This is a genomic window from Streptomyces pseudovenezuelae, assembly GCF_001513955.1.
GTDB lineage: Bacteria > Actinomycetota > Actinomycetes > Streptomycetales > Streptomycetaceae > Streptomyces > Streptomyces pseudovenezuelae.
In genome coordinates, this window is the sequence record NZ_KQ948148.1 from 155,908 (window position 1) to 182,590 (window position 26,683).

A 26,683-nucleotide genomic window follows, 5' to 3' on the forward strand; every position below is an offset into this window, starting at 1 on the left:
CCCGGGGTCGGGTCATGCGGACGCTTGCGGAGTGTGACGGTACATCCCGCCCCCGTGTCAAACGGGAAAAGCCCGCAACGGCCACTCGAACGGTAACCCGACTACCGCCATTCCTGCCGCCCGGCGTACCCACCGGCCTTTTCGGGCTCAACCGGAGGGCGATCTCCTCCTTACCGGTCGACCCGCTTGCGCCGACCTCCCAGGAGCCGTCCTAGAGACGGGTGAAGCACCAGGCGCCGAGGGCCAGCGTGATGAGCGCGGCGAGGGTCGCGAGGCTCGCGGATGCGACGGGACTCACACCGTGGGCGACGGGCCCGCGATGCCGTACCCGGGCCGCGGTCCACACCAGCAGCCCTCCCCCGAACAGGGCGAACACCATTCCCGCGAAGACCGCCGGTCCGCTCTCCATGGTTTCCCGTGCCCCTTTTCGCCCTGCCCGCGCATGTGCCTTCGGTGGAGACTGGCACGCGCGGGCGGCGGGGAGGCGAACCCCGGGTGAACGCCCGCGCCGACCCGGCCGCGGGCGTCCCCCGGCCGACCGCCGGGCCGCCGCCCCGGCCGCCCGGACGCCCACGGATCCCGTCCTGATCCAGTCCTGATCCAGTCCTGATCCCGTCCGGTTCTCGCCCGCTTCTCACCCGGATCCCGCACTTCCGTGACCGGTTCGCACCGGATTCGGCACGAAAACCGACCGGATTCAGACCGCGCCGGGCGGGCGGCCCGAACGGTCGATCACCTGGTACGAGACATGCCGTACCGCCACCCGCCGCGCCGAAGCCCTCCGCGGTCGGCGGGACGGCCTACTCGGCCGCGTCCCGCAGCGCCTCCCCTGAGCCCCGAGCACGGGTCCGAGACCGTGCGCCTCCCCCACAGCGTGCCGCCCCCGAAAGACGTGTCAGCTCTGTCTCTCGGAGGTGGCTTCGCACCCGCCACCGACCGGAGCCCTTTTCCGGAGCGATCCCGCCGGAGCAGGTACAGGGGCTCAGGAGCGCGAGCCCGCCTCAGCCGCGGCGGATGCCGTGACCGCGGCGCGCCCTGAGGAGGGCGGAGACGCCGGCCCCGGCAGCGGTGGGTCAGGCGGGTTCCAGGAACCCCTGCTCCACCAGCAGCCGGATCTGCGCGGGCGTACGGTCGCGCAGCATGACCGGGTCCTCGTCCATGAGCTGGGCGATCGCGTCCAGGATGCGGCCCGCGCTCAGCGAGCCGTCGCACACGCCGGCGAAGCCCGCGCCGACGGTGTCCACCTTGGTGGCCCGGCGCATCCCGCGGTGCTGGCGCAGCACCACGTGCTCGGGGTCCTCCGCGCCGGGCAGTCCGACCTGCTCCTGCACGATCTCGGGCACGAGGGTGAAGCGGGCCTCCAGCAGGGCCGCGTCGTCGTGGGCGCGCAGGTAGTCGAGGCGGTCGAAGTGCGCCCGGACGGTGTCGCCCAGCGGCTGCTCGACCGGGTGCGGCCACTCCTCCACGGTGACCGAGGGCACGGTGGAGCCCGTCCTGCGCAGGGTGATCCAGCCGAAGCCGACGGCCCGCACCTTGCGCGCCTCGAACTCGTCCAGCCAGGCGTCGTAGAGCGCCTGGTACTCGGCCGGGTCGCCGCGATGGTCACCGGCGTCCCTGAGCCACAGCTCGGCGTACTGCGTGACGTCCTGGACCTCGCGCTGCACGATCCACGCGTCGCACCCGCGCGGCACCCACGACCTGAGCCTGTCCTGCCAGTCCTCCCCCGCGACGTGCTGCCAGTTGGCGAGGAACTGCGCGAACCCGCCCTCGTTCAGCAGCTCTCCCGCCCCCTGAACGACCGAGCGGCACAGATCGTCCCCGCCCATCCCGCCGTCGCGGTACGTCAGTCGCGCCCCTGGCGAGATCACGAAGGGCGGGTTGGACACGATGAGGTCGTAGGTCTCGCCCTGCTTGACGGGCTCGAACAGCGACCCCTCCCGCAGGTCGGCCGCCGGGGCGCCGGACAGGGCCAGCGTGAGCGCGGTGATGTGCAGCGCGCGCGGGTTGAGGTCGGTCGCCGTCACGCGCGTGGCGTGCTGGGCGGCGTGCAGGGCCTGGATGCCGGAACCGGTGCCGAGGTCGAGCGCGGAGCCGACGGGCGTGCGCACGGTGATGCCGGCGAGGGTCGTGGAGGCACCGCCGACGCCGAGGACGACTCCCTCGTCCCGGCTGCCGATGCCACCGGCGCCGCCGACGGCACAGCCCAGGTCCGAGACGATGAACCAGTCCTCGCCACCGGGGCCGCCGTACGGCCGTACGTCCACCGTCGCGGCGACCTCGTCCGTGCCGGAGCGCACCAGCCAGCCGCTCTCCAGACACGCGTCGACGGGCAGAACGTCCGCCACGCGCGCGTGGAGCACCGGCTGCTGAAGGAGGAACAGGCGTACGAGCACCGCCAGCGGGGTGTCCCCGCGGGTCGCCCGGAGCGCGGGCACGGTCTCGCTGCGCGCGAGGGCCGCGTACGCGGGGGCGCCGAGCAGCTCCAGCAATCCGTCGGCGGTGAAGGCGGCCCCGAGCAGGGCGTCCCGGAGCCGGGCGGTGACATCGGGACGGCCGGGAGCGGGGGCGGCGGGCAGCGTGGGCAGACTCGAGGTACTCACGCCCCCATTGTGGCCCGCGCCCGCCCCACCGCACGCCTCACCGAGCGACTCGCCAACGGACTGTTGGCTCGGCTCGGCCACCGAAGCGCCCCAAGGGCACTCGCTCAACCGCCGTCGGCGTCAGCCGTTCAGCTGTCCGTCGCCGGCGCGGACGCGGCTCCCGGGGACGTGGACGCCTGCTTGCAGCCCGACTGCTCGGACAATGCCTTCTTGGTGTCGCCCGACTCCAGGTCCTTGAGCGCCGCGAGGGCGGTCTGGCGCTGCGTCTCGACCTTCTGCATCTCGGCCGAGACGTCCTTGAGACCGGTCGCGAACTTCGCCTGGTCCTTGGTGTTGAGCCCGTCCACCTGCGTCTTCATGTCGGCATAGGACGCCGAGAGGGTCGTGAGCTGCTTCACGGCCTCCTGGAGCTTCTTCGCCCCGTCCTCGGCACCGGGGGGCGCCCCGGCGTTCTGGATGACCGTGGCGCGCGCCTTGTAGCCGTCGGACAGGTCCTGGAAGGCCTGGGAGTCGGCCTTCTGGAGCTCCGCCGGGGTGCTCTCCGTGTCCTCGGCCGCCTTGGTGATGGCGTCGTAGGCCGCCGTGATCTTCTTGTTCTGGGCCGGCACCAGGTCACAGACCTTCTTGGCCCAGGCGTCGAGTTCCTTGTTGTCCTCGCTGCCACCGCATCCCGTCAGTGCCAGTACCAGTACCGCACCGCCGGACAGTGCGGCCGCGAGCTTCTTGTTCACCGGATCGGTCCCTTCCGTGGCCTCTCAGCCCCCGGACCTTACACAGGACCCGCACCTCCCTCGCGAACCGAATGTCAGCCATAAGACCCTTTATGGCTTTTTGCCCCGGGCGAGAGAAGCCTCACGGCCGAGCGGCGCGCACGCACGGGGCGGGCGTGCGGCGCATGAACACGCGCCGCACGCCCGCCCCTTGAGCTGGGCCTCGTGCCGGGACCTACGAAACCACCGCGGGGTCCGCCGACTTGGCCACGTTCTTCTCGTTGTCTTCGTCACCCACGGCGATGCCCCGCCGCTTCGAGACGTAGACCGCGCCGGCGATCACGAGGAACGCGAGGACGGCGATGAAGATCCGTACCCCGATGCTCTTGTCGTCGCCGTAGCTGAACTTGATCACCGCAGGTGCGATCAGCAGCGCCACCAGGTTCATCACCTTCAGCAGCGGGTTGATCGCGGGACCCGCGGTGTCCTTGAACGGGTCGCCGACGGTGTCGCCGATCACGGTCGCGGCATGGGCCTCGCTGCCCTTGCCCCCGTGGTGTCCGTCCTCGACGAGCTTCTTGGCGTTGTCCCAGGCACCGCCCGAGTTGGCCAGGAAGACCGCCATGAGCGTGCCCGCCCCGATCGCGCCCGCGAGGAACGCGCCGAGGGCGCCGACCCCGAGGGTGAACCCGATGAAGATGGGCGCCATCACGGCGAGCAGTCCGGGCGTGGTGAGTTCCCGCAGGGCGTCCTTGGTGCAGATGTCGACGACCTTGCCGTACTCGGGCTCCTCGCTGTAGTCCATGATCCCGGGATGCTCGCGGAACTGCCGGCGCACCTCGTAGACCACGGAGCCCGCCGACCTCGACACCGCGTTGATCGCCAGCCCCGAGAAGAGGAAGACGACCGCCGCGCCGGCGATCAGGCCGACGAGGTTGTTGGGCTGCGAGATGTCCATCATCAGGCTCATCGGCGCGCCCGCCCCGCTGAGCTTCTCGCCGACGTCCTGCGCGCCGGTCGTGATCGCGTCGCGGTACGACCCGAAGAGCGCCGACGCCGCGAGGACCGCGGTGGCGATGGCGATGCCCTTGGTGATGGCCTTGGTGGTGTTGCCGACGGCGTCCAGGTTGGTGAGCACCTGCGCGCCCGCGCCCTCGACGTCGCCGGACATCTCGGCGATGCCCTGCGCGTTGTCGGAGACCGGCCCGAAGGTGTCCATGGCGACGATCACGCCGACCGTGGTGAGCAGGCCGGTGCCGGCCAGCGCCACCGCGAACAGCGCCAGCATGATCGAGGTGCCGCCGAGCAGGAACGCCCCGTAGACGCCGAGACCGATCAGCAGGGCGGTGTAGACGGCCGACTCGAGACCGATCGAGATACCGGCGAGGACGACGGTGGCGGGCCCCGTGAGCGAGCTCTTGCCGATGTCCTGGACCGGGCGGCGGGTCGTCTCGGTGAAGTAGCCGGTCAGCTGCTGGATGACGGCGGCGAGCAGGATGCCGATCGCCACCGCGACGAGCGCGAGGATCCGCGGGTCGCCGTCCCTGCCGCTGATCGCCGTGTCGGTGACACCGTCGAGGTCGGCGTACGTGCCCGGGAGGTAGACGAAGACGGCCACCGCCACCAGCACGAGCGAGATCACCGCGGAGATGAAGAACCCACGGTTGATCGCGGTCATGCCGCTGCGGTCGGAGCGTCGCGGGGCCACCGCGAAGATGCCGACCATCGCGGTGAGCACGCCGATCGCCGGGACGAGCAGCGGGAAGGCGAGTCCGGCGTCGCCGAAGGCCGCCTTGCCGAGGATCAGCGCGGCGACGAGGGTCACGGCGTACGACTCGAAGAGGTCGGCCGCCATGCCCGCGCAGTCGCCGACGTTGTCGCCCACGTTGTCGGCGATGGTCGCGGCATTGCGCGGGTCGTCTTCCGGGATGCCCTGCTCGACCTTGCCGACCAGGTCGGCGCCGACGTCGGCGGCCTTGGTGAAGATGCCGCCGCCGACCCTCATGAACATCGCGATGAGCGCCGCGCCGAGACCGAAACCCTCCAGGACCTTCGGCGCGTCGGCCGCGTACACCAGCACCACACAGGAGGCGCCCAGCAGACCGAGCCCCACCGTGAACATGCCGACCACGCCGCCCGTACGGAAAGCGATCTTCATGGCCTTGTGCGAGACGGCCGTGAGATCCTTTTCCGGCTCGCCTTCCGCCGGAGTGGCTTCCCTTGCCGCCGCGGCCACCCGCACATTGCTGCGCACGGCGAGCCACATGCCGATATAGCCGGTGGCCGCCGAGAACGCCGCGCCGATCAAGAAGAACACGGATCGGCCTGCGCGCTGATTCCAGTCGTCCGCGGGCAGCAGCATGAGCAGGAAGAACACGACGACGGCGAATACGCCGAGCGTGCGCAGCTGGCGTGCCAGATAGGCGTTCGCGCCTTCCTGGATGGCCTTGGCGATCTTTTTCATGCTGTCGGTGCCCTCGCCGGCCGCGAGCACCTGGCGCACCAGGACGCCTGCCACCACGAGTGCCGCCAGGGCGACGACCGCGATGACGGCGACCAGCACCCGGTTGTCGTCGGTGAGCACCGCGGCCGCGAGGGTTGTTGTGGGCTGGTCCAACTGATCAGGGGTAGAAAGCCCCGCCATTCGTCCTCCTTGACGCTTGGGCTGAGCTCAAGATGTGGACGGATTGTAGGTACCCCGTCCTGATCAAAACAGGGCGCGGTAAACGGAATTCGCCTTTACAGAACCTGAAAGCAGTAATGCCCCGAAGGCATTCATGATTGATATCTAGATCGTGAACCAATTCACGATACGCATCGCACCTGACCACTGTAGGCACAGAAAGCCCACGCCGACATGCGGAAGGGCCCCACCGGTGTGGTGGGGCCCTTCCGCATGTCGAACAGAAATCTGATACGAACCGGGGAGAAAGTCAGGGAAGCACCGCGGCCGGCGGCGTGGTCGGCCAGGTCATACGGATCTGTCCGCCATGCTCCCCTGCGGTGACCTCGACGTCGTCGACAAGGCCGCTGATGACCGCGAGGCCCATCTCGTCCTCCTCGGTCTCGGCGTCGGGCTCCTCGCCCGGTGCGCCCGACGCCCGGTCGCCCGGGGTCGAACGCGGTGCCTCGTCGCCGACCTCGATGGAGAACTGCTTCTCCTCCTCGATCAGCAGCACCTGGACCGGCGCGGTGATGCCGCCGCTCTGGTGCAGTCCGACGGCACGGGTGCAGGCCTCGCCTACGGCGAGCCTGACCTCGTCGAGGACGGCCTCGTCCACTCCGGCCCTGCGCGCCACCGCTGCCGCCACCAGTCGGGCGGTCCTGACGTGCTCGGGCAGCGCGCTGAAACGGAGTTCAACGGTGGCCATGCGTCCCCCTCGGAACAACGGGCGTGCTGTCAGGGGACCGGGCCGCCGAAAGCCCGGCCCCCCTCTCTTGCTTCTGTCGACGTCCTTCTGCCGCTCCGGGCACGGGCCCGGGAACGGATCAGTCGGTCGCCGCCACCGCTTCCTCGACCGAGGTGTGGATGGGGAACACCTTGGTGAGGCCGGTGATACGGAAGATCTTGAGAATGCGCTCCTGGTTGCAGACCAGGCGCAGCGAGCCCTCATGGGCGCGCACCCGCTTCAGTCCGCCGACCAGTACGCCGAGCCCGGTGGAGTCGAGGAAGTCCACGCCCTCCATGTCGACGACAAGGTGGAAACTGCCGTCATTCACCAGCTCGACCAGCTGCTCGCGCAGCTTGGGCGCGGTATATACGTCGATTTCGCCACCGACCCTGACGATCGTGCGATCGCCGACGGTCTCGGTCGACAGGGACAGGTCCACGGATCCTCCAGCACCTTGCTATCGAGCGGTCGCCCCTCGGGACACCTCGGCAGAGCCCCCGGGACGGTTCGCCAGCCGCGATGGCATTCAATCACTTACCGGCAGGCGTGCACGACGCCTTGGTCCCATTGTCCGTCACGCCAGTGACACACTCGGTGCCGATGGCCAAGAATCTCCGATCCGATCGACCCTCGACGGACACCGGTCCCCGCCCTACGCCGAGCACGGTCCTGGACCGACTCGCCGCCGGGCCGAGCCGGGCTGCACGCATCACTCATACGGAGCACTTGCCCCCACGTGCGGGTCGCCATGCCGTCTGGCCCCACCGGATCCGCTCGGAGGTCATCGCGGCCGTCCAGGCCTGCGGGATCGAGCACCCCTGGGCCCACCAGGCACGCGCGGCCGAACACGCCCTGGACGGCGAGTCGGTCGTCGTCGCCACCGGCACCGCCTCCGGCAAGTCCCTGGCGTACCTCGTGCCGGTCCTTTCCACCCTTCTGGACGGCTCCGAGGCCCCGAACGGCCGCGGCGCCACCACGCTCTACCTGTCCCCCACGAAAGCCCTGGCGGCGGACCAGTGCCGCTCGGTGAAGGAACTTTCACAACCGCTGGCCAATTCCGTACGCCCCGCGGTCTACGACGGCGACACGCCGTTCGAGGAACGCGAGTGGATCCGCCAGTACGCCAACTACGTGCTGACCAACCCGGACATGCTGCACCGCGGGATACTCCCGTCCCACTCCCGCTGGTCCTCCTTCCTGAAGGCGCTCAAGTACGTCGTCATCGACGAGTGCCACACCTACCGGGGCGTCTTCGGCTCCCACGTGGCCCAGGTCCTGCGCCGCCTGCGCCGCCTCTGCGCCCGTTACGGCGCCTCCCCCGTCTTCCTGCTGGCCTCCGCGACCGCCGCCGAGCCGTCGGTCGCCGCCCGCCGCCTCACCGGCCTCCCCGTGGTCGAGGTCGCCGACGACGCCTCACCGCGCGGCGAACTGGTGTTTGCCCTCTGGGAGCCCCCGCTCACCGAGATGCAGGGCGAGAAGGGCGCCCCGGTCCGCCGCACGGCCACGGCGGAGACGGCCGACCTCCTCACCGACCTCGCCGTGCAGGGCGTGCGCTCGGTCGCCTTCGTGCGCTCCCGGCGCGGCGCCGAGCTGATCTCCGTGATCGCCCAGGAGCGGCTGGCCGAGGTCGACCGCTCCCTGGCCCGCCGTGTGGCGGCGTACCGCGGCGGCTATCTCCCGGAGGAGCGCCGCGCCCTGGAACAGGCCCTGCACTCGGGAGAGTTGCTGGGACTGGCCGCCACCACGGCCCTGGAGCTCGGCATCGACGTCTCCGGGCTGGACGCTGTGCTGATCTCCGGCTACCCCGGCACGCGCGCGTCCCTGTGGCAGCAGGCCGGACGGGCCGGACGGGCGGGCCAGGGCGCCCTGGCGGTCCTGGTGGCCCGCGACGACCCTCTGGACACCTTCCTCGTCCACCATCCCGAGGCCCTGTTCGACCAGCCGGTGGAGTCCACCGTCCTCGACCCCGACAACCCCTACGTCCTCGCCCCGCACCTGTGCGCGGCCGCGGCGGAACTGCCCTTGACGGACGAGGACATGGAGTTGTTCGGGCCGGAGACCGAGAACCTGCTGGGGCAGTTGGAGTCCGCGAAGCTCCTGCGCCGCCGCACCAAGGCCTGGCACTGGACCCGCCGGGAGCGGGCCGCCGACCTCACCGACATCCGCGGGGAGGGCGGCCGGCCCATCCAGATCGTCGAGTCGGGCACCGGCCGCCTCCTCGGCACGGTCGACGCGGGCTCCGCGCACACCGCCGTCCACGAGGGCGCGGTCCACCTCCACCAGGGCCGCACCTATCTCGTCCGCTCCCTGGACCTGGAGGACTCGGTCGCCCTGGTCGAGGAGGCGAACCCGTCCTACTCGACGGTCGCCCGCGACACGACGGCGATCTCCGTCCTGGAGACGGACACCGAGATCCCCTGGGGCGACGGACGCCTGTGCTACGGCTCCGTCGAGGTCACCAACCAGGTCGTCTCCTTCCTCCGCAGACGCCTCATCACCGGTGAAGTACTGGGTGAGACGAAACTCGACCTCCCTCCTCGTACGCTCCGCACCCGCGCGGTGTGGTGGACGGTCACCGAGGACCAGCTCGACGAGGCCCGGATCAACCCGGAGATCCTCGGCGGCGCCCTGCACGCCGCCGAACACGCCTCGATCGGCCTGCTGCCCCTCTTCGCGACCTGCGACCGCTGGGACATCGGCGGCGTGTCGATCCCCCTGCACCCCGACACGCTGCTCCCCACGGTCTTCGTCTACGACGGCCACCCGGGCGGCGCGGGCTTCGCGGAGCGCGCCTTCCACACCGCCCGCGCCTGGCTCACCGCCACCCGTCAGGCCATCGCCTCCTGCGAGTGCGACGCCGGCTGTCCGTCCTGCATCCAGTCCCCCAAGTGCGGCAACGGCAACGACCCGCTGCACAAGAGGGGGGCGGTGCGGCTCCTCACGGTGCTGCTGCGGGGGGCGCCGGAGGACGGGCCTCCCGAGGGGCCGGATGCACCGGAATCGCCGGATTCGCTGGAATCACCGGACTCGCTGGAGGAGGGGCTCCGTGGAGCCCTGCATCCCAGGCACCGGAAGGCATCGGAGCAGAGCCGTCGAGGACCGGCGGGAGCGGAGCCTCCGACGGAACCGGCCCCGCAGGCCCCGCCCGCGCCCTGACCTCCGCGGTGAACGGCCCCCGTCCGGAAGCGGCCGTCACATCGGAGATCTCGCCGACCATCACGCACCGCACGAGCCGCGCGCCCTGGCCCCCCGCCACCTCCTCCGCCCGGGCGCAGGCCGTCGCCGCCCCGTCGGCCCAGTGGTCCGCCGCCGCGAGCGCCGCCAGATCCGCGCCACCGGCCGCCCGATGCCGTACGACCACGGCCTGCCCCAGGGCCAGCACGGCCCCGAACACCACGCACAGCACCGCGATGGCACCGACGCTCCAGACGGTGGCGGAACCCCGGTCGCAACGGGCTGCGGCGACCTGAGCGCCGACCCACCGGGCGACAGCGCGGCGGACACCGGCCACCGGGGCGCTGACGAAGCCGACGGCGGAGAACCGGGCACGGTCGAGGCCGTCTTGGACGAGCGGCCTGGCGCACAGCCAGGCTTTCGCGAGCCGCCCGGCGCGCTCGATGGCTTTCTCCGACTGCCCGGCGCCCACACGGGCGCAGGCGAACCGCTCACCGCCGGACCGAGCGACCAAGAACCCCGCGGCCCTGAGCTCGACCTCGTGCTCCGCAGCTCCGCCGCTCATCCCGCCTCCCCCACCGTCGCTTCCCCCACCGTCGCCTCCACCAGCGCCACGGCCTCCTCCCGCACCTCGAAGGGCAGGCCGTGCAGCGCGGGCGGCTTCGCCACGACCACGACACGGACCCGGTCGCCCTCCCGGGCGACCGTCACCTGTGCGTCGCGTGGTGCCGTGTCCCGAGCCGCCTGGACGACCGCCTCGGTGGGGTCCTCGCGGGCCGCCGCGCGGGCGCCCGTCCTGGCCGCGTCCACGCACTGGATCTGGGCGGCCACCACGAGCAGCCCCCACACCAGTGCCGTCGCGAACATCACCAGCACGGGCAGCACCATGGCCGACTCCGCCGTCACGAACCCCTGGTCCGCCGCCCGTTCACGCCTTCGCATCGAGCGCCCGTTTCACGATGTCCTGGAGTTCCGCGCTGACGGCCCCGCTCGTCACCACCTTGTAGAGCACCACCGCGAACGCGACCGCCGCGACGATCCCCATCGCGTACTCGGAGGTGACCATTCCGTCGTCCCCGCGCATCGACCGCACCCGGCACACCGTCCTGCACATCAGGGCACGCATCCGCGCCCGTACCACCTTGTACATCTCAACCCCCGTAAGGATCAGTCCCGTTGATTACCGTCTGACTACTCTTCCGACTGCTCGTCCGACCGCTCGCCCGACTGCTCTTCCGCCGCTCGAACGCCGACTCACCGACCGTCGGCCGTCATCGCCCACCCCCTCCCAGCACTCCTCCCGCGAGCCCGATCACGATCGGCAGCACGCCGACGGCGATGAACGCGGGCAGAAAACACAGCCCCACCGGCGCGGTGACCAGCACGGCGGCCTTCCGAGCCCGTGCCGTCGCGGCGCGCCCCCAGTCGGCGCGGGCGTCCGCCGCGAGTGCGGCGACCGGGCCGGCCGCGGGCAGTCCGGTCACGTCGGCGCGTTCCAGCAGCCGGGCCAGTGCCCCGGCGCCCGGTGTCGAGGCGAGCCTTCGCCAGGCCTCGCCCGGTTCGCCGCCGAGCCGTACCTCCGCCGCCCCGCGCGCGAGACCCTCGCCCACGGGCCCGCCCAGGGCCTCGCCCACGGCCTGGGCCGCGATCACAGGCCCGGCGCCCGCCGCGATACAGGCGGCCAGCAGGTCGGCGGCGAGTGGCAGTTGCCGGGCTGCCTCACGCGGGTCGGCCTCCTCCGCACCAGCGCCGGCTGTCCGGCGCAGCCGCCACCGCCACAAACCCGCCGCGACGACCAGTCCGACCGCGGCGCCGGCCGCTCCCCCGACCAGCACCCAGCCAGCACACCCGACGCCGAGCAGGGGCAGCCACCGCCGTGCGAACTCCCGCCCCTCGAACCGCGGGCCCTCGGCTCTGGCCTCCGATGCGGCCAGCAGCTCGCCTAGCCGGCGCAGCAGCCTGCGTTCCCGTCGCACCGCCACGGCCCAGCGGGCGAGCCAGGCGAGCACCAGCGCGGTCCCCAAAAACACCCCCAGCCTGTGGACAACCTCCGCGCTCATGCCGCCTCGGCTCCCCGGACGATCCGCGTCGCCCACCACATCCCGACGCCCTCCAGCAGGCCACCGACCAGCAGACAGCCCAGCCCGCTCCCGGTGTGCAGAAGGACGTGCAGGGGATCGGCGCCGAGGGCGGCCCCGAGGCCCAGCCCCAGCACCGGCAACGCGGCGAGCATCCACACCGTGGACCGCGCTCCCGCCAACTGGGCGCGCAGATCGGCCCGTTGGTCCCGCTCGGCGCGCAACGCCCCTTCGAGCCGGTCGAGCCCTGCCGCGAGCCCCGCGCCCTGGTCCACGGCAACCCGCCAGCATGCGGCAAGCCCCAGCAGTCCCTCGGCCCCGGGCCGGCGGGCGGCCGCCGCGAGCGCCCCAGGAACATCCCCGCCGAACCGGGCCGCCGCCAGCACAGCGGCCTGCGTCTCCCCGAACCCACCGGACTCCGGTGCCCCAGGTCCAGGCCCACGCGAGCCGGCTCCACCGGTTCCCGGCCCCTCGAAGTCCCGCACAGCCCGCACCAGCGCCTCCCCCGGCTGCCGCCCCGCGCGCACCTCCCCGGCGACCACCGCGCACAGCGCGATCACCGCGGCCGCACGCCGCTCACGCACCCGGCGCTCCTCGCGGACCAGCCGCACCCGCCGCAACAACGGCACCCCGGCCGCCCCCGCGACGACCGGCAGCACCGAGGCCCCCAGGACGGCGAGCGCCAGCCCGGCGGCCGCCGCCCACCACTCGAACCCCAGCCGCCCGCGAAGCCGCCGCAGTTCCCCCTCCAGCCGGCGCCACGGCGGAGGACCCAGTCCCGCCGCCCCGCCGCCGGCCAGCAGCACCTGCGCCCGGCGCACCCCGGAACGGCGCCCGCCCCACAGCCACACGGACATCCCGAGGCATCCCACGGCCACTCCCGTCGACCCCACCGACATCTCCCCCATCCCGATCACCACGTCCTCTCACCGGCCATCCCGATCACCACGTCCTCATCACCGTCCGAGCCCGCTCGTCGCGGTCCCGTCGCTGTCCCTCGCACCCGCTCGTCGCCGTCCCGTTGCCCCGCACCGCAGCCGCCCGGTCATCCGCCCTCCCCCGGCCCCCGCAGCGCGTCCCCGAGCAACCCCCGCAGCCGCTCCCACCCCCGCTCGTACGCGAACGCCTCCGCTCCCCACCGCAGCGCCGGCACCGTCCTCACCAGTCCGGTGGAATCCCGCTCCAGCACCCGCACCTCGGCGATCCGTCGTCGCCCGGTCCGGTCGCGCACGAGATGCAGCACGACCGACAGCGCGGCAGCCAACTGGCTGTGCAGCGCGGCCCGGTCAAGACCGGCGGCCGTGCCCAGCGCCTCCAGACGGGCCGGTACGTCGGCCGCCGCGTTGGCGTGCACAGTCCCGCAGCCGCCCTCATGGCCCGTGTTCAAGGCGGCCAGCAGATGCACCACTTCGGGCCCGCGCACCTCGCCCACGACGAGCCGGTCCGGCCGCATGCGCAGTGCCTGTCGCACCAGGTCCTCAAGCGTGACGAGCCCGGCGCCCTCCTGGTTGGCCGGTCTCGTCTCCAGCCGGACCACGTGCGGATGGTCCGGCCTGAGTTCCGCCGAGTCCTCCGCGAGCACGATCCGCTCGCCCGGCCCCACAAGCCCCAGCAGCGCGCTCAGCAGCGTCGTCTTTCCGGTGCCCGTCCCGCCGCTGATGAGGAAGGACAGCCGCGCGTCGAGCAGCGCCCGCAGCACCTGGTCCCCGCCCGGCGGGACCGTGCCGGCCGCGACCAGTTCGTCCAGCGTGAACGCCCGCGGCCGGACGACCCGCAGGGACAGACAGGCACACCCGACGGCGACCGGAGGAAGCACCGCGTGCAGCCGCGTTCCGTCCGGCAGCCGGGCGTCGGCCCAGGGCCGCGCGTCGTCCAGGCGCCGCCCCGCCACCGCGGCGAGGCGCTGCGCGAGGCGTCGTACGGCGGCCGCGTCCGGGAAGGAGACCGCGGTCAGTTCGAGTCCGCCGCCCCGGTCCACCCAGACCCGGTCCGGCGCCGACACCAGGACGTCCGTCACCGTCGGGTCGGCGAGCAGCGGCTCCAGGGGCCCGCTGCCGACCAGTTCGGACCGCAACCGCTCGGCCGCGCCCAGCACCTCGGCGTCCCCGAGGACCCGCCCCTGTTCCCGGAGCGCCTGGGCCACCCGCGCGGGCGTCGGTTCGGCCCCGCTCTCGGCCAGCCACTGCCGTACGCCGGCCAGCAGCCCGGGGGCCATGTCGGCGCCGGCCGCCGAGGTCGCCGGGGGCACGTCGGCCGGGATCGGCCGCAGCCGCCCGGCGGGGACGACCGGTGCCCCGTCCGACCGCCGTCGCCCGACGGGATCCGCCGCCGGACCACCCGTCCGCCACGCCTCGGCAGCAGCGCTCCCCGCGCCGTCCACCCGTTCGAAGCCTGAGAACACGCTCATGCCGCCCCCGTCTCCGCCAAGGCGCGCTCCCAGAACTCCTTGCAGAACCGCGCCAGCGGCCCCCGCGCGGCCGCCCCCGGCGGTGATCCGCTCCCCTGGGGCCGCTGCAGCGCCGACTCGACCGGGACCTCGCCCACCAGGGGCAGGCCCAGCAGACGGGCCACCTCGCGGTCGTCGAGGCCGGGTGTGTACGGGCCGCGGACCGCCACCCGCAGGTCGCGCAGGACCATGCCGACCGCCGAGGCGACCCGACCGGCCGCCGCGACGGCGCGCAGTTCGGCGGGGACCACGAGGATCCCGAGGTCCAGCTGGGCGAGGACCTCGGCGACGCCGTCGTCGAGGCGGCGGGGCAGGTCGACGACGACGGTGCCGCCCCGGCGCCGGGCCGCGGCGAGGACCGCCCGTACGGCCTGCGGCGGGACGGCGATGCGGTCGCCGCGGTCCCAGCTCAGGACCCGCAGCGAGTGCAGCCGTGGCAGCGACTCCTCCAGGGCGCCGCCGCCGACCCGCCCGCGCGAGGCGGCGAACGCGGGCCAGCGCAGCCCCTCGGTGCTCTCGCCGCCGAGGAGTACGTCGAGTCCGCCGCCCAGCGGATCGGCGTCCACGAGGAGCGTGCGCAACCCCTCACGCGCGGAGGTGACGGCGAGGGCACACGCGAGCGTGGAGGCTCCGGCCCCGCCGCGGCCGCCGATGACGCCGACGGTGAGGGCCGGGCGGCCGACGCCCTCGGTGACGTCGGCGATCCGGTCGACCAGCCACTGCTCGCCGTCGGGCAGCATCAGGACGTGGTCGGCGCCGATCTCGACGGCCCGCTTCCACACCCCGGAGTCGTCCTGGTCCCGGCCCACGAGCACCACTCCGCGCCTGCGGGCGGCCCCGCGCACCCGCCGTGCGGCATCGTCGCCGACCAGGACGAGCGGGGCGGCCTCCCAGCTGCCTCTGGGCTGCGGCACCCCGTGATGGACCTCGGCCGTCGCCCCGGCCGCCGCGCACAACCGCAGCAGGTCGTCGAGCAGGTCCTCGTCCTCCGTGACGATCAACGGCCGGCCCGGCCGCCCTGCGGCAGCGGGCTGTCCCTCGTGTGTGACGGCAGCGGTCACGGTCCCCATCCCCCTTCGCCGCGCCCCGCGGGAGCCTCATGGAGGGCCCGCGCGGCGCCTCTCTCACGCGGCCCCTTCGGCCCCGCGATTCCCAAACATGTGGAGAACCGGCGACCGGCCTCCATATGAACGGCCGATACGAACCGGCCAAACACGCCCGACTAACCAGAACCGGCCATGAAGTCGACCGGAGCGGGGCGTGCGGGAATCACGGTGCAGCGATCCCGGAAATCGTGTGGATCTTGGTCGATAACTGTGGACAACTCGACGGTTGTGAATATCGCCATCACCCATACCGGTGAGCCCGTGCCAGCTGTGTACGACTTCCGCAGAGCAGCCCGACGGCTACGCACAGTGACCAATCATGAGCATGCAGAAAGGGCGGCCGAAGCCGCCTCGAAGCGGTCGCAGAACTGCGCACGAAAGGGAAAAACCCACCCGGACATGCGACGACCCCCACCGGGGGGGAGAGTGGGGGTCGCCTTCACGGCCGACTCGGGGGGGGGAGGAGCCGGACCGCGTTAGCACGGTCGCGAACGATCCGTGACTTCCATGGTGTACCCGAGAGCCCTCTCAGGCAAACCCACGCGCCTCACCTTACGCCGAATGGGCTGCGCCTATGCTCGGGGTCGTGGAAAACCACTCCTTGCCCCGCACAGCCGCCTTCTTTGACCTGGACAAGACGGTCATTGCGAAGTCGAGCACGCTCACGTTCAGCAAGTCGTTCTACCAAGGCGGGCTGATCAACCGCAGGGCCGCCTTGCGGACCGCATATGCCCAGTTCGTCTTCCTCGTCGGCGGTATGGACCACGACCAGATGGAGCGCACCCGCGAGTACCTCTCCGCGCTCGTGCGCGGCTGGAACGTCCAGCAGGTCAAGGAGATCGTGGCCGAGACCCTCCACGAGCTGATCGACCCGATCATCTATGACGAGGCCGCCTCCCTCATCGAGGAGCACCACACCGCCGGCCGGGACGTCGTCATCGTCTCCACGTCCGGCGCCGAGGTGGTCGAGCCGATCGGCGAACTCCTGGGCGCCGACCGGGTGGTGGCGACCCGGATGGTCGTGGGCGAGGACGGCTGCTTCACCGGCGAGGTGGAGTACTACGCGTACGGCCCGACGAAGGCGGAGGCCATCAAGGAGCTGGCGGAGTCCGAGGGCTACGACCTGGAGCGCTGCCACGCGTACAGCGACTCGGTGACCGACCTGCCGATGCTCCAGGCCGTGGGCCATCCGCACGCGGTCAACCCGGACCGCGCCCTGCGCCGCGAGGCCCTCGCGCGCGGGTGGCCGATCCTCGATTTCCACCGCCCGGTGCGGCTCAAGCAGCGGCTGCCCGGATTCGCCGTACCGCCCCGTCCGGCGCTCGTCGCGGTCGCCGCGATAGGAGCGGCAGCGGCGACGGCCGGCCTCGTCTGGTACGCGAACCGGCGGCGCTCGACCGTGGCCTGAGGCGATTAAGGCTACTTGGCGCCTATTTGCGGATAAAAGTAAAGAACGGCGGCCAGGGGTTCCGCTTGCTGCGGTCCAGGAGTACAAAGGGGTTAACGGCCCGCGAGACCAAGGACATCCGAGAGGATCACCTTAAAAACGCATTTGGCCCCACGGACCGAGCATGAACACCCGGCACCCACGCGACGTCGACCCGTCGATTACGGGCCAGCCGCACCAGGTGACGGGCAAAGTTCCCGACCTGATGGGCAATACATCGAGGACGCTTGGTAACTGGGTGAACATGCCAGCGGCGGTACGAGTTCTCGTACCGCCGCAACCCTGTTCCAGGGGTTTCTACGCCGCCCCGCGCTGAAGCGCCTCGCACACCGCCGTCGACTCGCGCGCGCCCAGCTCGATCGCGCTGCCGCAGTGGGTGATCCAGGCGCCCATGCCCTCGGGGGTGCCGGAGACGTATCCGTCGAGCGCCGCCAGGTAGGCCGCGCGGCCCAGTTCGGCGTGACCGACCTCCGCCGGGCAGACCGACTTCGGGTCGAGTCCGCTGCCGACCAGGACGATCCGCGCGGCCGCGCGCGCGACCAGCCCGTTGTGCGAGACGAAGGGCCTGAGAGCGAGCAGCTCGCCCTGTACGACGGCTGCCGTGACCAGGGCGGGGGCCGAGCTGCCCGCGATGATCAGCTCGGACAGGCCCTCCAGCCGGCCCGAGACCTCGGCCGCGGTCGGCAGCGGCAGCTCGATGAGCGGCTCGTCGACGCTCTCGCCGGCCTGCCGGGGACGCCCGACCTCGTCCTCGCCGGTCGCCGCGGCGACCAGATGCAGCCGGGCCAGCACCCGCAGGGGTGACTGCCGCCAGATGGACAGCAGTTGACCGGCCTCAGCGGTCAGCCTGAGCGCCGCGCCCACGACCCGCGCCTCGTCGTCGACGCCGAAGTCGGAGCGTCGACGCACCTCTTCGAGGGCCCAGTCCGCGCCGGACAGCGCGGCCGAACCGCGGGCGCCGCGCAGGGCCGCCTCGGACGTGATCTCGTTGCTGCGGCGCCGCATGACACGGTGTCCGTAGACCCGGTCCACGGACTTGCGCACGGACTCCACGGACTCGGCCACACCGGGCAGCGAGCCCAGGGCCGCGAGCGGATCGGCGTTCGCGCCTGTCGTACTCATGAGTACGACCCTACGCAACCCGGCCGCCCGCCCCTCGATGGAGTGGTCTTCTTCACGCCCGCCTGCCACATACAGCTATCACCCGACTACGCTTCGTGAACATGAAAATTGCTTTCGTCGGGAAGGGCGGCAGCGGCAAGACCACCCTGTCCTCCCTGTTCATCCGCCATCTCGCGGCCACCGGAGCACCGGTCGTCGCCGTCGACGCCGACATCAACCAGCACCTGGGGCCGGCGCTCGGCCTGGACGAGGCGGAGGCGGCCGCGCTGCCCGCCCTGGGCGAGCGGCTGCCGCTGATCAAGGAGTACCTGCGCGGCACCAACCCGCGGATCGCCTCGGCCGCGGAGATGATCAAGACGACTCCGCCCGGCGAGGGCTCGCGGCTGCTGCGGGTGCGCGAGGACAACCCGGTCTACGACGCCTGCGCCCGGCCGGTGGAACTCGACGGCGACGTGGTCCGTTTGATGGTCACCGGCCCCTTCACGGACGCCGACCTGGGGGTCGCCTGCTACCACTCCAAGACCGGAGCGGTGGAGCTGTGCCTGAACCACCTGGTGGACGGCCCCGGCGAGTATGTCGTGGTGGACATGACGGCGGGCTCCGACTCCTTCGCCTCCGGCATGTTCACCCGCTTCGACATCACGTTCCTCGTCGCCGAGCCGACCCGGAAGGGGGTCTCCGTCTATCGCCAGTACAAGGAGTACGCCCGCGACTTCGGCGTCGTCCTGAAAGTCGTCGGCAACAAGGTGCAGGGCCAGGACGACCTCGACTTCCTCCGCGCCGAAGTCGGGGACGACCTGCTGGTGACGGTCGGGCACTCCGACTGGGTGCGGGCCCTGGAGAAGGGCCGGCCGCCCCGGTTCGCGCTCCTGGAGGACGTCAACCGGCGCGCCCTGCAGCGGCTGCGCACCGCGACCGACGCGACGTACGACCTTCGCGACGGTCAGCGCTACACCCGGCAGATGGTGCACTTCCATCTGAAGAACGCCCAGGCCTGGGGCAACGAGCGCACCGGGGCCGACCTGGCGGCGCAGATCGACCCCGCGTTCGTGCTCGGCGAGAGCGCGGTGGCGGCCGTCTGAGGACGGCCGCCGAGGCGCCTACTGCTTCTTGGCCGCCGGCGCCCCCGGGACACCCTTCGGCGCCGGGGCCGGCCGGCCGGACAGGAAGGCCGGCCAGCCCTGCTTCGGCGCCTCGCCGACGCCCAGGGCACGCAGCTTCTCCAGGGTGTTCGGGTCCTGCGCGTCCAGCCAGTCGGCGAGCTGCCGGAAGGAGACGCAGCGCACGTCGGGCTTGTTGCACACCTGCTCGACGGTCTCCTCGACGGCACGCATGTAGGTGCCGCCGTTCCAGGACTCGAAGTGGTTGCCGATGATCAGAGGCGCGCGGTTGCCGTCGTAGGCCCGGTGGAAGCCCTTGAGGAGGCCCTCGCGCATCTGGTCGCCCCAGAACTCGCGCTTGGCGGGGTCGCCCTGGGTCTGGGTGCCGGACTGGTTGACCATGAAGTTGTAGTCCATGGTGAGCTGCTCGTAGGAGTGCCCGGGAAAGGGCACGAGCTGCATCGACAGGTCCCACAGACCCTGCTTCTTCTTCGGCCAGAGCTGCTCGTTGACCCCGCTGGTGTCATAGCGGAAGCCCAGCTCGCGGGCGGCCGTCATGAAGTTCTTCTGGCCCTCCAGGCAGGGGGTGCGGGCGCCGATGAGCTCCTTGTCGTAGTCGAAGGGCAGCGGGGAGGCCTTCGACATCCCGGTGTTGGTCTTCCAGGACTTGACGAACTTCTTCGCCTGGGCGATCTCGTCCTTCCACTCCTCGACCGACCACTGGCCGACCCCGCCGCCGCTGCCACAGAAGTGACCGTTGAAGTGGGTGCCGATCTCGTTTCCCTCCAGCCACGCGAGGCGCAGCTGCTTGACGGTGTCGGCGATGCCCTGCTCGTCGTTGAAGCCGATGTCGGAGCGGCCCGGGGAGTGCTGCGGCGGCTTGTACTCGGCGCGCTTGTTCTCCGGCAGCATGTACACGCCGCTCAGGAAGTACGTCATCGTCGCGTGGTTCGCCCTGGCGACCGCACGGAAGTGGGAGAACAGCTTCTGGCTGTCCTCGCCGGCGCCGTCCCAGGAGAACACCACGAACTGCGGGGGCTTCTCGCCGGGCTTGAGGCGCTGGGCTCCGGGCAGGTGCGGCTGGGCTCCGGTGTACGCGGTGGAACCGTCGCCGATCAGGCGGAACACCCGCTTGGGGGGTGCCTGGGCGGGCTTCGCCTTCAGCGGTCCCGCGGCTCCTCCGTCGGCCTCGTCGGTGCCGGTCGCGCAACCGGCGAGCGAGGCGGCGCAGACCGCGGCGACCACGGCTCCCGCGGCAATCCTGTGGGTGGCGGCCATGTTCCGCCCACCTTCTTCCTTCTCTCGGGGCAACGACAGCGCCGTCAAGTTCGCACGGGCCCGAGAAGGAATTAGTACGACAAGCCGATGAAATTGCCACTTCACCTATTCAGGTGGGTCATTCACCCATTTGCCCGGAAAGCCTATGCCTGCCCTTTACTCTGCATTACGATCCATTTACCGAGCGTTGATTCATCCCGCCGCTGCACGCCGTGACCCACGGCCGCGACCCGACCCCCGCCATCGACGGGGGACCACCTGTTCCGCGACCGCGCTGCCCCGGAGGAGACGGGAAATATGTCAGCCTGTGTTCCCACCCGAGCCACCGACCCCAGCGACTCGCACCACGCGAGGCGCATCCACCCTTCCCACAGCCCCCCGCCGACCCCGCCCCGCCGCTTCCGTGTCGCGGGCGCCGACGTGTCGGCCTCGATCGCGGTCTTCCTGATCGCCCTGCCCCTGTCGCTGGGCATCGCCCTCGCCACCGGCGCGCCCCTCCAGGCCGGTCTCGTGGCCGCCGCCGTCGGAGGGATCGTCGCCGGCCGGCTGGGCGGCTGCCCGCTCCAGGTCAGCGGTCCCGCCGCCGGACTCACCGTGGTCACCGCCGACCTGATCCACCGCTACGGCTGGCGGACGACCTGCGCCATCACCGTGCTCGCCGGAGTGGTCCAACTCGGCCTCGGCTGCCTGCGGGTGGCCCGTACCGCGCTCGCCGTCAGTCCCGCGATCGTGCACGGCATGCTGGCCGGCATCGGCGTCACCATCGCCGTCGCCCAGTTGCACATCGTTCTCGGCGGTACCCCGCAGAGCGCCGTTCTCGACAACCTCCGCGCCCTGCCCGCCCAGTTGGCACGTCTGCAGCCCGCCGCGGTCTCGGTGAGCGCGCTGACCCTGGGGCTGCTCTTCCTGTGGCCGCGTGTCCCGGGCCGGGCGGGCCACCTCCTGCGCAAAATCCCGGCCCCGCTCGTGGCCGTCGCCGGAGCCACCACCGTCGCCTCCCTCGCCGGGCTGGCCGTGCCGAAGGTCGACCTGCCGTCCTGGAGCAGCCATGCCCTGGCGGGACTGCCCGAAGGTCCCGTGCTGGGGCTTACCGCCGCCGTGCTCACCACCACGCTGGTGTGCAGCGTGCAGTCGCTGCTGGGTGCGGTGGCCGTCGACAAGCTGGCGGCGGGACGCCCCGACCTGATCGCCGCGAGCCCCGCTCCAGGTGGCCGTGCCCGGGTCGGCCGCTCCGACCTGGACCGCGAGCTGCTCGGACAGGGCGCCGCCAACATCGTCTCCGGCGCCCTGGGCGGACTGCCCGTCGCCGGTGTGGCCGTGCGCAGTTCGGCGAACGTCCAGGCGGGTGCCGTCAGCCGGAACTCCACGATGCTGCACGGCGTTCTCGTGGTGATCGCCGCGCTGCTGATGGTCCCGGTCCTCGAGTTCATCCCGCTCGCCTCGCTCGCCGCGCTGGTGATGGCCGTCGGCGTCCAGATGGTGTCCCTGCACCACATCCGCACGGTGACCCGCCACCGCGAGGTCCTGGTCTACGCCGTCACCACCCTCGGCGTGGTCGTGTTCGGGGTCCTGGAGGGGGTGACACTCGGGATCGCCGTCGCCGTCGCCGTCTCCCTGCACCGCCTCACCCGCACCCGGATCACGCACTGCGAGAGGGAAGGAGTCCATCATGTACACGTACGCGGGCAGTTGACGTTCCTCGCGGTCCCCCGGCTCAGCCGGGCCCTGCATCTCGTCCCCCAGGGGGCGGCCGCCGTGGTGGAGCTGGACGGTTCGTTCATGGACCACGCGGCGTACGAAGCGCTGCAGGACTGGCAGAAGACGCACACCGCGCAGGGCGGTTCCGTCGAGCTGACCGGGCGCAGACCGGGGACGCGCATCGCCGAGCCGTCCGACTCCGCCCACTGCCGCTGCCGTCCCTGGACGGCCTGGCGCAACCACCAGTGCGAGCGTCCGTACACCGCCCAGTCCGCCGGACAGCCCGGTGCGTCCGGCGAGCCCTGTGCCGCGCAGGCTCCGGGCGCGCCCCGCGAGTCGAGCGGGCAGGAACTGGCGCGTGGCATCAGCGCGTTCCAGCGCAACACCGCGCCGATCGTGCGCGGTGAGCTGGCCCGGTTGGCGCGCGAGGGCCAGCAGCCGGACCAGCTCTTCCTCACCTGCGCCGACTCACGGCTGGTCACCTCGATGATCACCTCCAGTGGTCCGGGCGACCTGTTCGTGGTGCGCAATGTGGGCAACCTCGTTCCCCTGCCCGGTGCGGAGAGCGGGGACGACTCGGTGGCGGCCGCGATCGAGTACGCGGTGGACGTGCTGAAGGTGCGCTCCATCACGGTGTGCGGGCACTCCGGCTGCGGAGCCATGCAGGCGCTGCTCAACTCCGAGCCGGGCGACGCCCGGACCCCGCTGAAGCGGTGGCTGCGGCACGGACTGCCCAGCCTGGAGCGGATGGCCGACGGCAGCGGGCCCTCGGCCAGGCTTGCCGGGCGGGCACCCGCCGACGCGGTCGAGCAGCTCTGCCTGACCAATGTGGTGCAGCAGTTGGAGCATCTGAGCGCCCATGACGCGGTCGCCCGCGCCCTGCAAGCAGGGGAGCTGGAGCTGCACGGGATGTACTTCCACGTGGGCGAGGCCCAGGCGTACCTGCTCACCGAGGCGGACGGGGACGGGCTGTTCGGCCATGTGGAGGCGGCGGCGGACCTGCCGGCGTGAGTCTCACGGGTGTGCGGCCCCTCCCGTCGGGGCCGCACACCACCTGCCCGGTGCCGGGAAGTCCGGGACCTGCCGGGCGCTAGGAACTCCGGGACCTGTCCGGCGTCGGCTTCACCGGGACACAGGGCTCGACGTCGGCCTCGGTCGGGTAGACGTCGACCCGGTGCGGGTCCGCCCCGTCGTTGAAGTTCACGAAGACCAGCACGTTGCCGCGGTGCAGGGTGATCTTCCGAGCCCAGTGGAAGGTGAAGATCGGGACGCGTTGACCCTCGCGGTCGTGTGACCAGATCACGGTGTCCCCCTCGCAGATGTAGCCGGAACGCAGGATCTGCACGTCCACCTCGATGCCGTTCGGGCGCAGCTGCCGTGCGAGCTCGCGCTGGTCGTCGACGTCGATGTACTGCTCGTTGGCGGTGAGCGTGACGGTTCCGTCGTCATGGCGCTCCAGCGCATACGCCGGGGACTCCGCCGGCGTCCCCGGCACCGCCACCACCGCGAACCCGGCCGCCGCGCAGAGCCCCGCGGCGAGCGCGAGCCGGCGGCCGGTGAGCAGCGGGCGCCGTACGGCGGGCATCGGCGCGGACTCCCGCTGCTCGATCTCCCCCTGCAGCTCCGCCAGCAGCCGGTCCTCGAACGTCGTCCTGGTCGTCATGCCGCTCCCCCGCTTCCTTCCGTGACGTACGACAGGGAGCTGCCGTACGGCTCCCCGCCCGGTGATTCCGCCTGCTCCCGCAGTGACCTGCGCGCCCTGTGCAGCCGTACACGTGCCGCCACCTGGCTGATCCCCAACGCCGTGGCCGCCTCGGAAACCGTCAACTCGTCGACCGCGACCAGTTCCAGGACGGCTCTCTCCCCCGCCGGGAGCCTGTCCAGTGCGGCCAGGGCGCGGCGGCCCGGGCTCTGCGCGTCGAGCTTGTCCTCCAGGCGGGCGATGTCGTCGGGCTCCAGCAGCCGCCGGCCCGAGATGCGCCGGTCGCGGTCGGTCTCGCGGGCGACCCTTCGGCGCTCCCCGGCGACCACGTTGCGCGCGATGCCGTACAGCCATGCCCGCTCGCTGCCCCGGGACGGGCGGTAGGTGTGGGCGGAGTCCAGGACCGCCAGGAAGATCTCGGCCGTCAGGTCGGCGACGGTGTGCGGATCCGCGACACGCCGGGCCAGGAAAGACGTCATGGCGTCCACATGGCGCCGGTAGAACTCTTCGAAGAGCTGTGGGTCGCGGGCCGCGGCCCGCGGTCCACCCCGTATCCCGTCCACTCGGGCTCCCTTCCGATCGCGCGCCGGTGGGTCGGCGGCGCCTCACCCGTACTTGGGCGGGAGTGTGAAAGGCGTTACAGGCGCTGAACTCCGCCTGGTCGGCGTACGTGGGTACGGATGACCACGGCCGACGGACTCGACCGCTACAGGTCTAAACCAATTTTCGGTCGACCCTTGTCATCGCACCCCCGGTCTGATGAGCTGTGGCCTGGGACACAACGGACAACCTGGGAAAGGCAGATGCCGTGAGCAACGAAAGCCTGGCCAACCTGCTCAAGGAAGAGCGCAGGTTCGCACCCCCCGCCGACCTGGCCGCAGGCGCCAACGTCACGGCGGAGGCGTATGAGCAGGCCAAGGCTGACCGGCTCGGTTTCTGGGCCGAGCAGGCCCGCCGACTGAGCTGGGCCAAGGAGCCGACCGAGACCCTGGACTGGTCGAACCCGCCGTTCGCCAAGTGGTTCCAGGACGGCGAGCTCAACGTGGCGTACAACTGCGTCGACCGGCATGTCGAGGCGGGGCACGGCGACCGGGTCGCCATCCACTTCGAGGGCGAGCCGGGCGACAGCCGCGCGATCACCTACGCCGAGCTCAAGGACGAGGTCTCCAAGGCCGCGAACGCCCTGCTGGAGCTGGGAGTCCGCAAGGGCGACCGGGTCGCCGTCTACATGCCGATGATCCCCGAGACTGCGGTCGCGATGCTCGCGTGCGCGCGGATCGGCGCGGCCCACTCCGTGGTCTTCGGCGGATTCTCGGCGGACGCCCTCGCCACGCGCATCCAGGACGCCGACGCCAAGGTCGTCATCACCTCCGACGGCGGCTACCGGCGCGGCAAGCCGTCCGCGCTCAAGCCGGCCGTCGACGAGGCCGCCGACAAGGCGGGCAATGTGGAGCACGTGCTCGTGGTCCGCCGCACCGGCCAGGAGGTCGCCTGGAACGACGACCGGGACGTGTGGTGGCACGAGATCGTCGAACGGCAGTCCGCCGAGCACGCCCCCGAGGCGTTCAACGCCGAGCAGCCGCTGTTCATCCTGTACACGTCCGGCACGACGGGTAAGCCCAAGGGCATCCTGCACACCTCCGGCGGCTACCTCACCCAGGCCGCGTACACCCACCACGCCGTCTTCGACCTCAAGCCGGAGACCGATGTCTACTGGTGCACGGCCGACGTCGGCTGGGTGACCGGGCACTCGTACATCGTCTACGGCCCGCTCGCCAACGGTGCCACCCAGGTCATGTACGAGGGCACGCCGGACACCCCGCACCAGGGCCGCTTCTGGGAGATCGTCCAGAAGTACGGGGTGACGATCCTGTACACGGCGCCCACCGCCATTCGTACGTTCATGAAGTGGGGCGACGACATCCCCGCGAAGTTCGATCTCAGCAGCCTGCGGGTGCTGGGCTCGGTGGGCGAGCCGATCAACCCCGAGGCGTGGATCTGGTACCGCAAGCACATCGGCGCCGACCGGACGCCGATCGTGGACACCTGGTGGCAGACCGAGACCGGCGCGATGATGATCTCCCCGCTGCCGGGGGTGACCGCGACCAAGCCCGGTTCCGCGCAGACGCCGCTGCCCGGCATCTCCGCCACCGTCGTCGACGACGAGGCGAACGAGGTCCCGAACGGCGGAGGCGGCTACCTCGTCCTCACCGAGCCGTGGCCGTCGATGCTGCGCACCATCTGGGGCGACGACCAGCGCTTCCTCGACACGTACTGGTCGCGCTTCGAGGGCAGGTACTTCGCCGGTGACGGGGCGAAGAAGGACGACGACGGCGACATCTGGCTGCTGGGCCGCGTCGACGACGTCATGCTGGTCTCCGGCCACAACATCTCCACCACCGAGGTCGAATCCGCGCTCGTCTCGCACCCCTCGGTCGCCGAGGCGGCCGTCGTCGGTGCCGCGGACGAGACGACCGGGCAGGCCATCGTCGCCTTCGTGATCCTGCGCGGCACGGCGAACGCCGAGGACGAGAACCTCGTCGCCGACCTGCGCAACCACGTGGGCGCCACCCTCGGCCCGATCGCCAAGCCGCAGCGGATCCTGCCGGTGGCCGAGCTGCCCAAGACCCGCTCCGGCAAGATCATGCGCCGTCTGCTGCGGGACGTCGCCGAGAACCGCCAGCTGGGTGACGTGACCACGCTGACGGACTCCACGGTCATGGACCTCATCCAGGCCAAGCTGCCGGCCGCGCCCAGCGAGGACTGACCGGCTCCGCACACAGGGGCGCCGGACGCGGAAGCGCGCCCGGCGCCCCTTTTAGGTAAACTA

General features: G+C 71.7%; 21 protein-coding genes and 1 pseudogene. 5 read left to right on the forward strand and 17 right to left on the reverse strand.

Features of this window, described 5'->3' with window-relative positions:
* Nucleotides 1-211: 211 nt before the first annotated feature.
* The 6 genes from AQI94_RS21140 to bldG all read right to left on the reverse strand — a co-directional run bounded on the left by AQI94_RS21140 (nucleotide 212) and on the right by bldG (nucleotide 7,141).
* The gene (locus AQI94_RS21140; protein WP_031046480.1) at nucleotides 212-409 is read right to left on the reverse strand and encodes a hypothetical protein; all 198 of its coding nucleotides are present in this window, start codon (nucleotides 407-409) and stop codon (nucleotides 212-214) included.
* A 664-nt stretch (nucleotides 410-1,073) separates the two neighbouring features.
* Nucleotides 1,074-2,600, reverse strand: coding sequence for a N5-glutamine methyltransferase family protein (locus AQI94_RS21145; protein ID WP_031046474.1), 1,527 nt, complete (start codon nucleotides 2,598-2,600; stop codon nucleotides 1,074-1,076).
* Nucleotides 2,601-2,728: 128 nt separating this feature from the next.
* Nucleotides 2,729-3,331 (reverse strand): hypothetical protein, encoded by a 603-nt coding sequence (locus tag AQI94_RS21150; protein ID WP_031046471.1) that lies wholly within the window; start codon nucleotides 3,329-3,331, stop codon nucleotides 2,729-2,731.
* Nucleotides 3,332-3,545: 214 nt separating this feature from the next.
* Nucleotides 3,546-5,954: a sodium-translocating pyrophosphatase gene (locus tag AQI94_RS21155; protein ID WP_031046468.1), complete on the reverse strand. Its 2,409-nt coding sequence runs from the start codon at nucleotides 5,952-5,954 to the stop codon at nucleotides 3,546-3,548.
* Nucleotides 5,955-6,243: 289 nt separating this feature from the next.
* Nucleotides 6,244-6,681, reverse strand: a complete 438-nt coding sequence (locus AQI94_RS21160) for an ATP-binding protein (protein ID WP_031046465.1) — start codon at nucleotides 6,679-6,681, stop codon at nucleotides 6,244-6,246.
* 118 nt (nucleotides 6,682-6,799) lie between these two features.
* The gene (gene bldG, locus AQI94_RS21165; protein WP_006132569.1) at nucleotides 6,800-7,141 is read right to left on the reverse strand and encodes an anti-sigma factor antagonist BldG; all 342 of its coding nucleotides are present in this window, start codon (nucleotides 7,139-7,141) and stop codon (nucleotides 6,800-6,802) included.
* Nucleotides 7,142-7,221: 80 nt separating this feature from the next.
* Between bldG and AQI94_RS21170 the strand changes: the two genes are divergently transcribed.
* Nucleotides 7,222-9,858, forward strand: a complete 2,637-nt coding sequence (locus AQI94_RS21170) for a DEAD/DEAH box helicase (protein ID WP_225890233.1) — start codon at nucleotides 7,222-7,224, stop codon at nucleotides 9,856-9,858.
* On the opposite strand, the pseudogene AQI94_RS42940 reads toward AQI94_RS21170, so the two are convergent.
* The 7 genes and pseudogenes from AQI94_RS42940 to ssd all read right to left on the reverse strand — a co-directional run.
* Nucleotides 9,806-10,114, reverse strand: a pseudogene (locus tag AQI94_RS42940) (Rv3654c family TadE-like protein); the annotation flags it as partial. The gene AQI94_RS21170 and the pseudogene AQI94_RS42940 sit on opposite strands and share 53 nt — an antisense overlap.
* 323 nt (nucleotides 10,115-10,437) lie before the next feature.
* Nucleotides 10,438-10,818 carry a TadE family type IV pilus minor pilin gene (locus AQI94_RS21175; RefSeq protein WP_031046453.1) on the reverse strand — a complete coding sequence of 127 codons (381 nt, stop codon included), beginning with the start codon at nucleotides 10,816-10,818 and terminating at the stop codon, nucleotides 10,438-10,440.
* A complete protein-coding gene (locus AQI94_RS21180) occupies nucleotides 10,805-11,026 on the reverse strand; it encodes a DUF4244 domain-containing protein (RefSeq protein ID WP_031046449.1) in 222 nt (73 codons plus the stop codon). Before AQI94_RS21180 ends, AQI94_RS21175 begins: the two co-directional genes overlap by 14 nt.
* Nucleotides 11,027-11,147: 121 nt before the next feature.
* Entirely contained in the window at nucleotides 11,148-11,936 is a 789-nt protein-coding gene (locus AQI94_RS21185; RefSeq protein WP_062229878.1) for a type II secretion system F family protein, read from the reverse strand.
* On the reverse strand, nucleotides 11,933-12,862 hold the full coding sequence (locus AQI94_RS21190; protein WP_062229924.1) for a type II secretion system F family protein: 930 nt from the start codon (nucleotides 12,860-12,862) through the stop codon (nucleotides 11,933-11,935). Before AQI94_RS21190 ends, AQI94_RS21185 begins: the two co-directional genes overlap by 4 nt.
* 137 nt (nucleotides 12,863-12,999) lie before the next feature.
* The gene (locus AQI94_RS21195) at nucleotides 13,000-14,169 is read right to left on the reverse strand and encodes a TadA family conjugal transfer-associated ATPase (protein WP_062229925.1); all 1,170 of its coding nucleotides are present in this window, start codon (nucleotides 14,167-14,169) and stop codon (nucleotides 13,000-13,002) included.
* A 188-nt stretch (nucleotides 14,170-14,357) separates the two neighbouring features.
* Entirely contained in the window at nucleotides 14,358-15,470 is a 1,113-nt protein-coding gene (gene ssd / locus AQI94_RS21200; protein ID WP_031044739.1) for a septum site-determining protein Ssd, read from the reverse strand.
* Between the two features lie 610 nt (nucleotides 15,471-16,080).
* On the opposite strand from ssd, the gene AQI94_RS21205 reads away from it, so the two are divergent.
* The gene (locus AQI94_RS21205; protein ID WP_031044737.1) at nucleotides 16,081-16,914 is read left to right on the forward strand and encodes an HAD family hydrolase; all 834 of its coding nucleotides are present in this window, start codon (nucleotides 16,081-16,083) and stop codon (nucleotides 16,912-16,914) included.
* A gap of 336 nt (nucleotides 16,915-17,250) precedes the next feature.
* Here the strand turns inward: AQI94_RS21205 and AQI94_RS21210 are convergent, their stop codons facing one another.
* Nucleotides 17,251-18,075, reverse strand: a complete 825-nt coding sequence (locus tag AQI94_RS21210) for a Fic family protein (RefSeq protein ID WP_031044735.1) — start codon at nucleotides 18,073-18,075, stop codon at nucleotides 17,251-17,253.
* Nucleotides 18,076-18,176: 101 nt separating this feature from the next.
* Between AQI94_RS21210 and AQI94_RS21215 the strand changes: the two genes are divergently transcribed.
* A complete protein-coding gene (locus AQI94_RS21215) occupies nucleotides 18,177-19,157 on the forward strand; it encodes an ATP-binding protein (protein WP_031044733.1) in 981 nt (326 codons plus the stop codon).
* A gap of 18 nt (nucleotides 19,158-19,175) precedes the next feature.
* Here AQI94_RS21215 and AQI94_RS21220 read toward each other — a convergent pair whose 3' ends face one another.
* A complete protein-coding gene (locus tag AQI94_RS21220; RefSeq protein WP_031044730.1) occupies nucleotides 19,176-20,453 on the reverse strand; it encodes a polysaccharide deacetylase family protein in 1,278 nt (425 codons plus the stop codon).
* Nucleotides 20,454-20,750: 297 nt separating this feature from the next.
* On the opposite strand from AQI94_RS21220, the gene AQI94_RS21225 reads away from it, so the two are divergent.
* A complete protein-coding gene (locus AQI94_RS21225; protein WP_031044728.1) occupies nucleotides 20,751-23,162 on the forward strand; it encodes a SulP family inorganic anion transporter in 2,412 nt (803 codons plus the stop codon).
* Between the two features lie 79 nt (nucleotides 23,163-23,241).
* On the opposite strand, the gene AQI94_RS21230 is transcribed toward AQI94_RS21225, so the two are convergent.
* The gene (locus AQI94_RS21230; protein WP_031044725.1) at nucleotides 23,242-23,814 is read right to left on the reverse strand and encodes a hypothetical protein; all 573 of its coding nucleotides are present in this window, start codon (nucleotides 23,812-23,814) and stop codon (nucleotides 23,242-23,244) included.
* Nucleotides 23,811-24,416, reverse strand: coding sequence for an RNA polymerase sigma factor (locus AQI94_RS21235; RefSeq protein WP_031044719.1), 606 nt, complete (start codon nucleotides 24,414-24,416; stop codon nucleotides 23,811-23,813). The genes AQI94_RS21230 and AQI94_RS21235 overlap by 4 nt, the downstream gene beginning before the upstream one ends.
* Nucleotides 24,417-24,661: 245 nt before the next feature.
* Here AQI94_RS21235 and acs point away from each other — a divergent pair, with 245 nt between their 5' ends.
* Nucleotides 24,662-26,620, forward strand: a complete 1,959-nt coding sequence (gene acs, locus AQI94_RS21240; protein ID WP_031044717.1) for an acetate--CoA ligase — start codon at nucleotides 24,662-24,664, stop codon at nucleotides 26,618-26,620.
* Nucleotides 26,621-26,683: the final 63 nt, after the last annotated feature.

Excerpts from the sequence above, each read along its gene's own strand:
- AQI94_RS21140 (WP_031046480.1), bottom strand. The coding sequence starts at position 409 with ATGGAGAGCGGACCGGCGGTCTTCGCGGGAATGGTGTTCGCCCTGTTC.
- AQI94_RS21155 (WP_031046468.1), bottom strand. The coding sequence starts at position 5,954 with ATGGCGGGGCTTTCTACCCCTGATCAGTTGGACCAGCCCACAACAACC.
- AQI94_RS21160 (WP_031046465.1), bottom strand. The coding sequence starts at position 6,681 with ATGGCCACCGTTGAACTCCGTTTCAGCGCGCTGCCCGAGCACGTCAGG.
- AQI94_RS21170 (WP_225890233.1), top strand. The coding sequence starts at position 7,222 with ATGGCATTCAATCACTTACCGGCAGGCGTGCACGACGCCTTGGTCCCA.
- AQI94_RS21175 (WP_031046453.1), bottom strand. The coding sequence starts at position 10,818 with ATGCGAAGGCGTGAACGGGCGGCGGACCAGGGGTTCGTGACGGCGGAG.
- AQI94_RS21180 (WP_031046449.1), bottom strand. The coding sequence starts at position 11,026 with ATGTACAAGGTGGTACGGGCGCGGATGCGTGCCCTGATGTGCAGGACG.
- AQI94_RS21185 (WP_062229878.1), bottom strand. The coding sequence starts at position 11,936 with ATGAGCGCGGAGGTTGTCCACAGGCTGGGGGTGTTTTTGGGGACCGCG.
- AQI94_RS21190 (WP_062229924.1), bottom strand. The coding sequence starts at position 12,862 with ATGGGGGAGATGTCGGTGGGGTCGACGGGAGTGGCCGTGGGATGCCTC.
- AQI94_RS21195 (WP_062229925.1), bottom strand. The coding sequence starts at position 14,169 with ATGGCCCCCGGGCTGCTGGCCGGCGTACGGCAGTGGCTGGCCGAGAGC.
- ssd (WP_031044739.1), bottom strand. The coding sequence starts at position 15,470 with ATGGGGACCGTGACCGCTGCCGTCACACACGAGGGACAGCCCGCTGCC.
- AQI94_RS21205 (WP_031044737.1), top strand. The coding sequence starts at position 16,081 with ATGCTCGGGGTCGTGGAAAACCACTCCTTGCCCCGCACAGCCGCCTTC.
- AQI94_RS21210 (WP_031044735.1), bottom strand. The coding sequence starts at position 18,075 with ATGAGTACGACAGGCGCGAACGCCGATCCGCTCGCGGCCCTGGGCTCG.
- AQI94_RS21215 (WP_031044733.1), top strand. The coding sequence starts at position 18,177 with ATGAAAATTGCTTTCGTCGGGAAGGGCGGCAGCGGCAAGACCACCCTG.
- AQI94_RS21220 (WP_031044730.1), bottom strand. The coding sequence starts at position 20,453 with ATGGCCGCCACCCACAGGATTGCCGCGGGAGCCGTGGTCGCCGCGGTC.
- AQI94_RS21225 (WP_031044728.1), top strand. The coding sequence starts at position 20,751 with ATGTCAGCCTGTGTTCCCACCCGAGCCACCGACCCCAGCGACTCGCAC.
- AQI94_RS21230 (WP_031044725.1), bottom strand. The coding sequence starts at position 23,814 with ATGACGACCAGGACGACGTTCGAGGACCGGCTGCTGGCGGAGCTGCAG.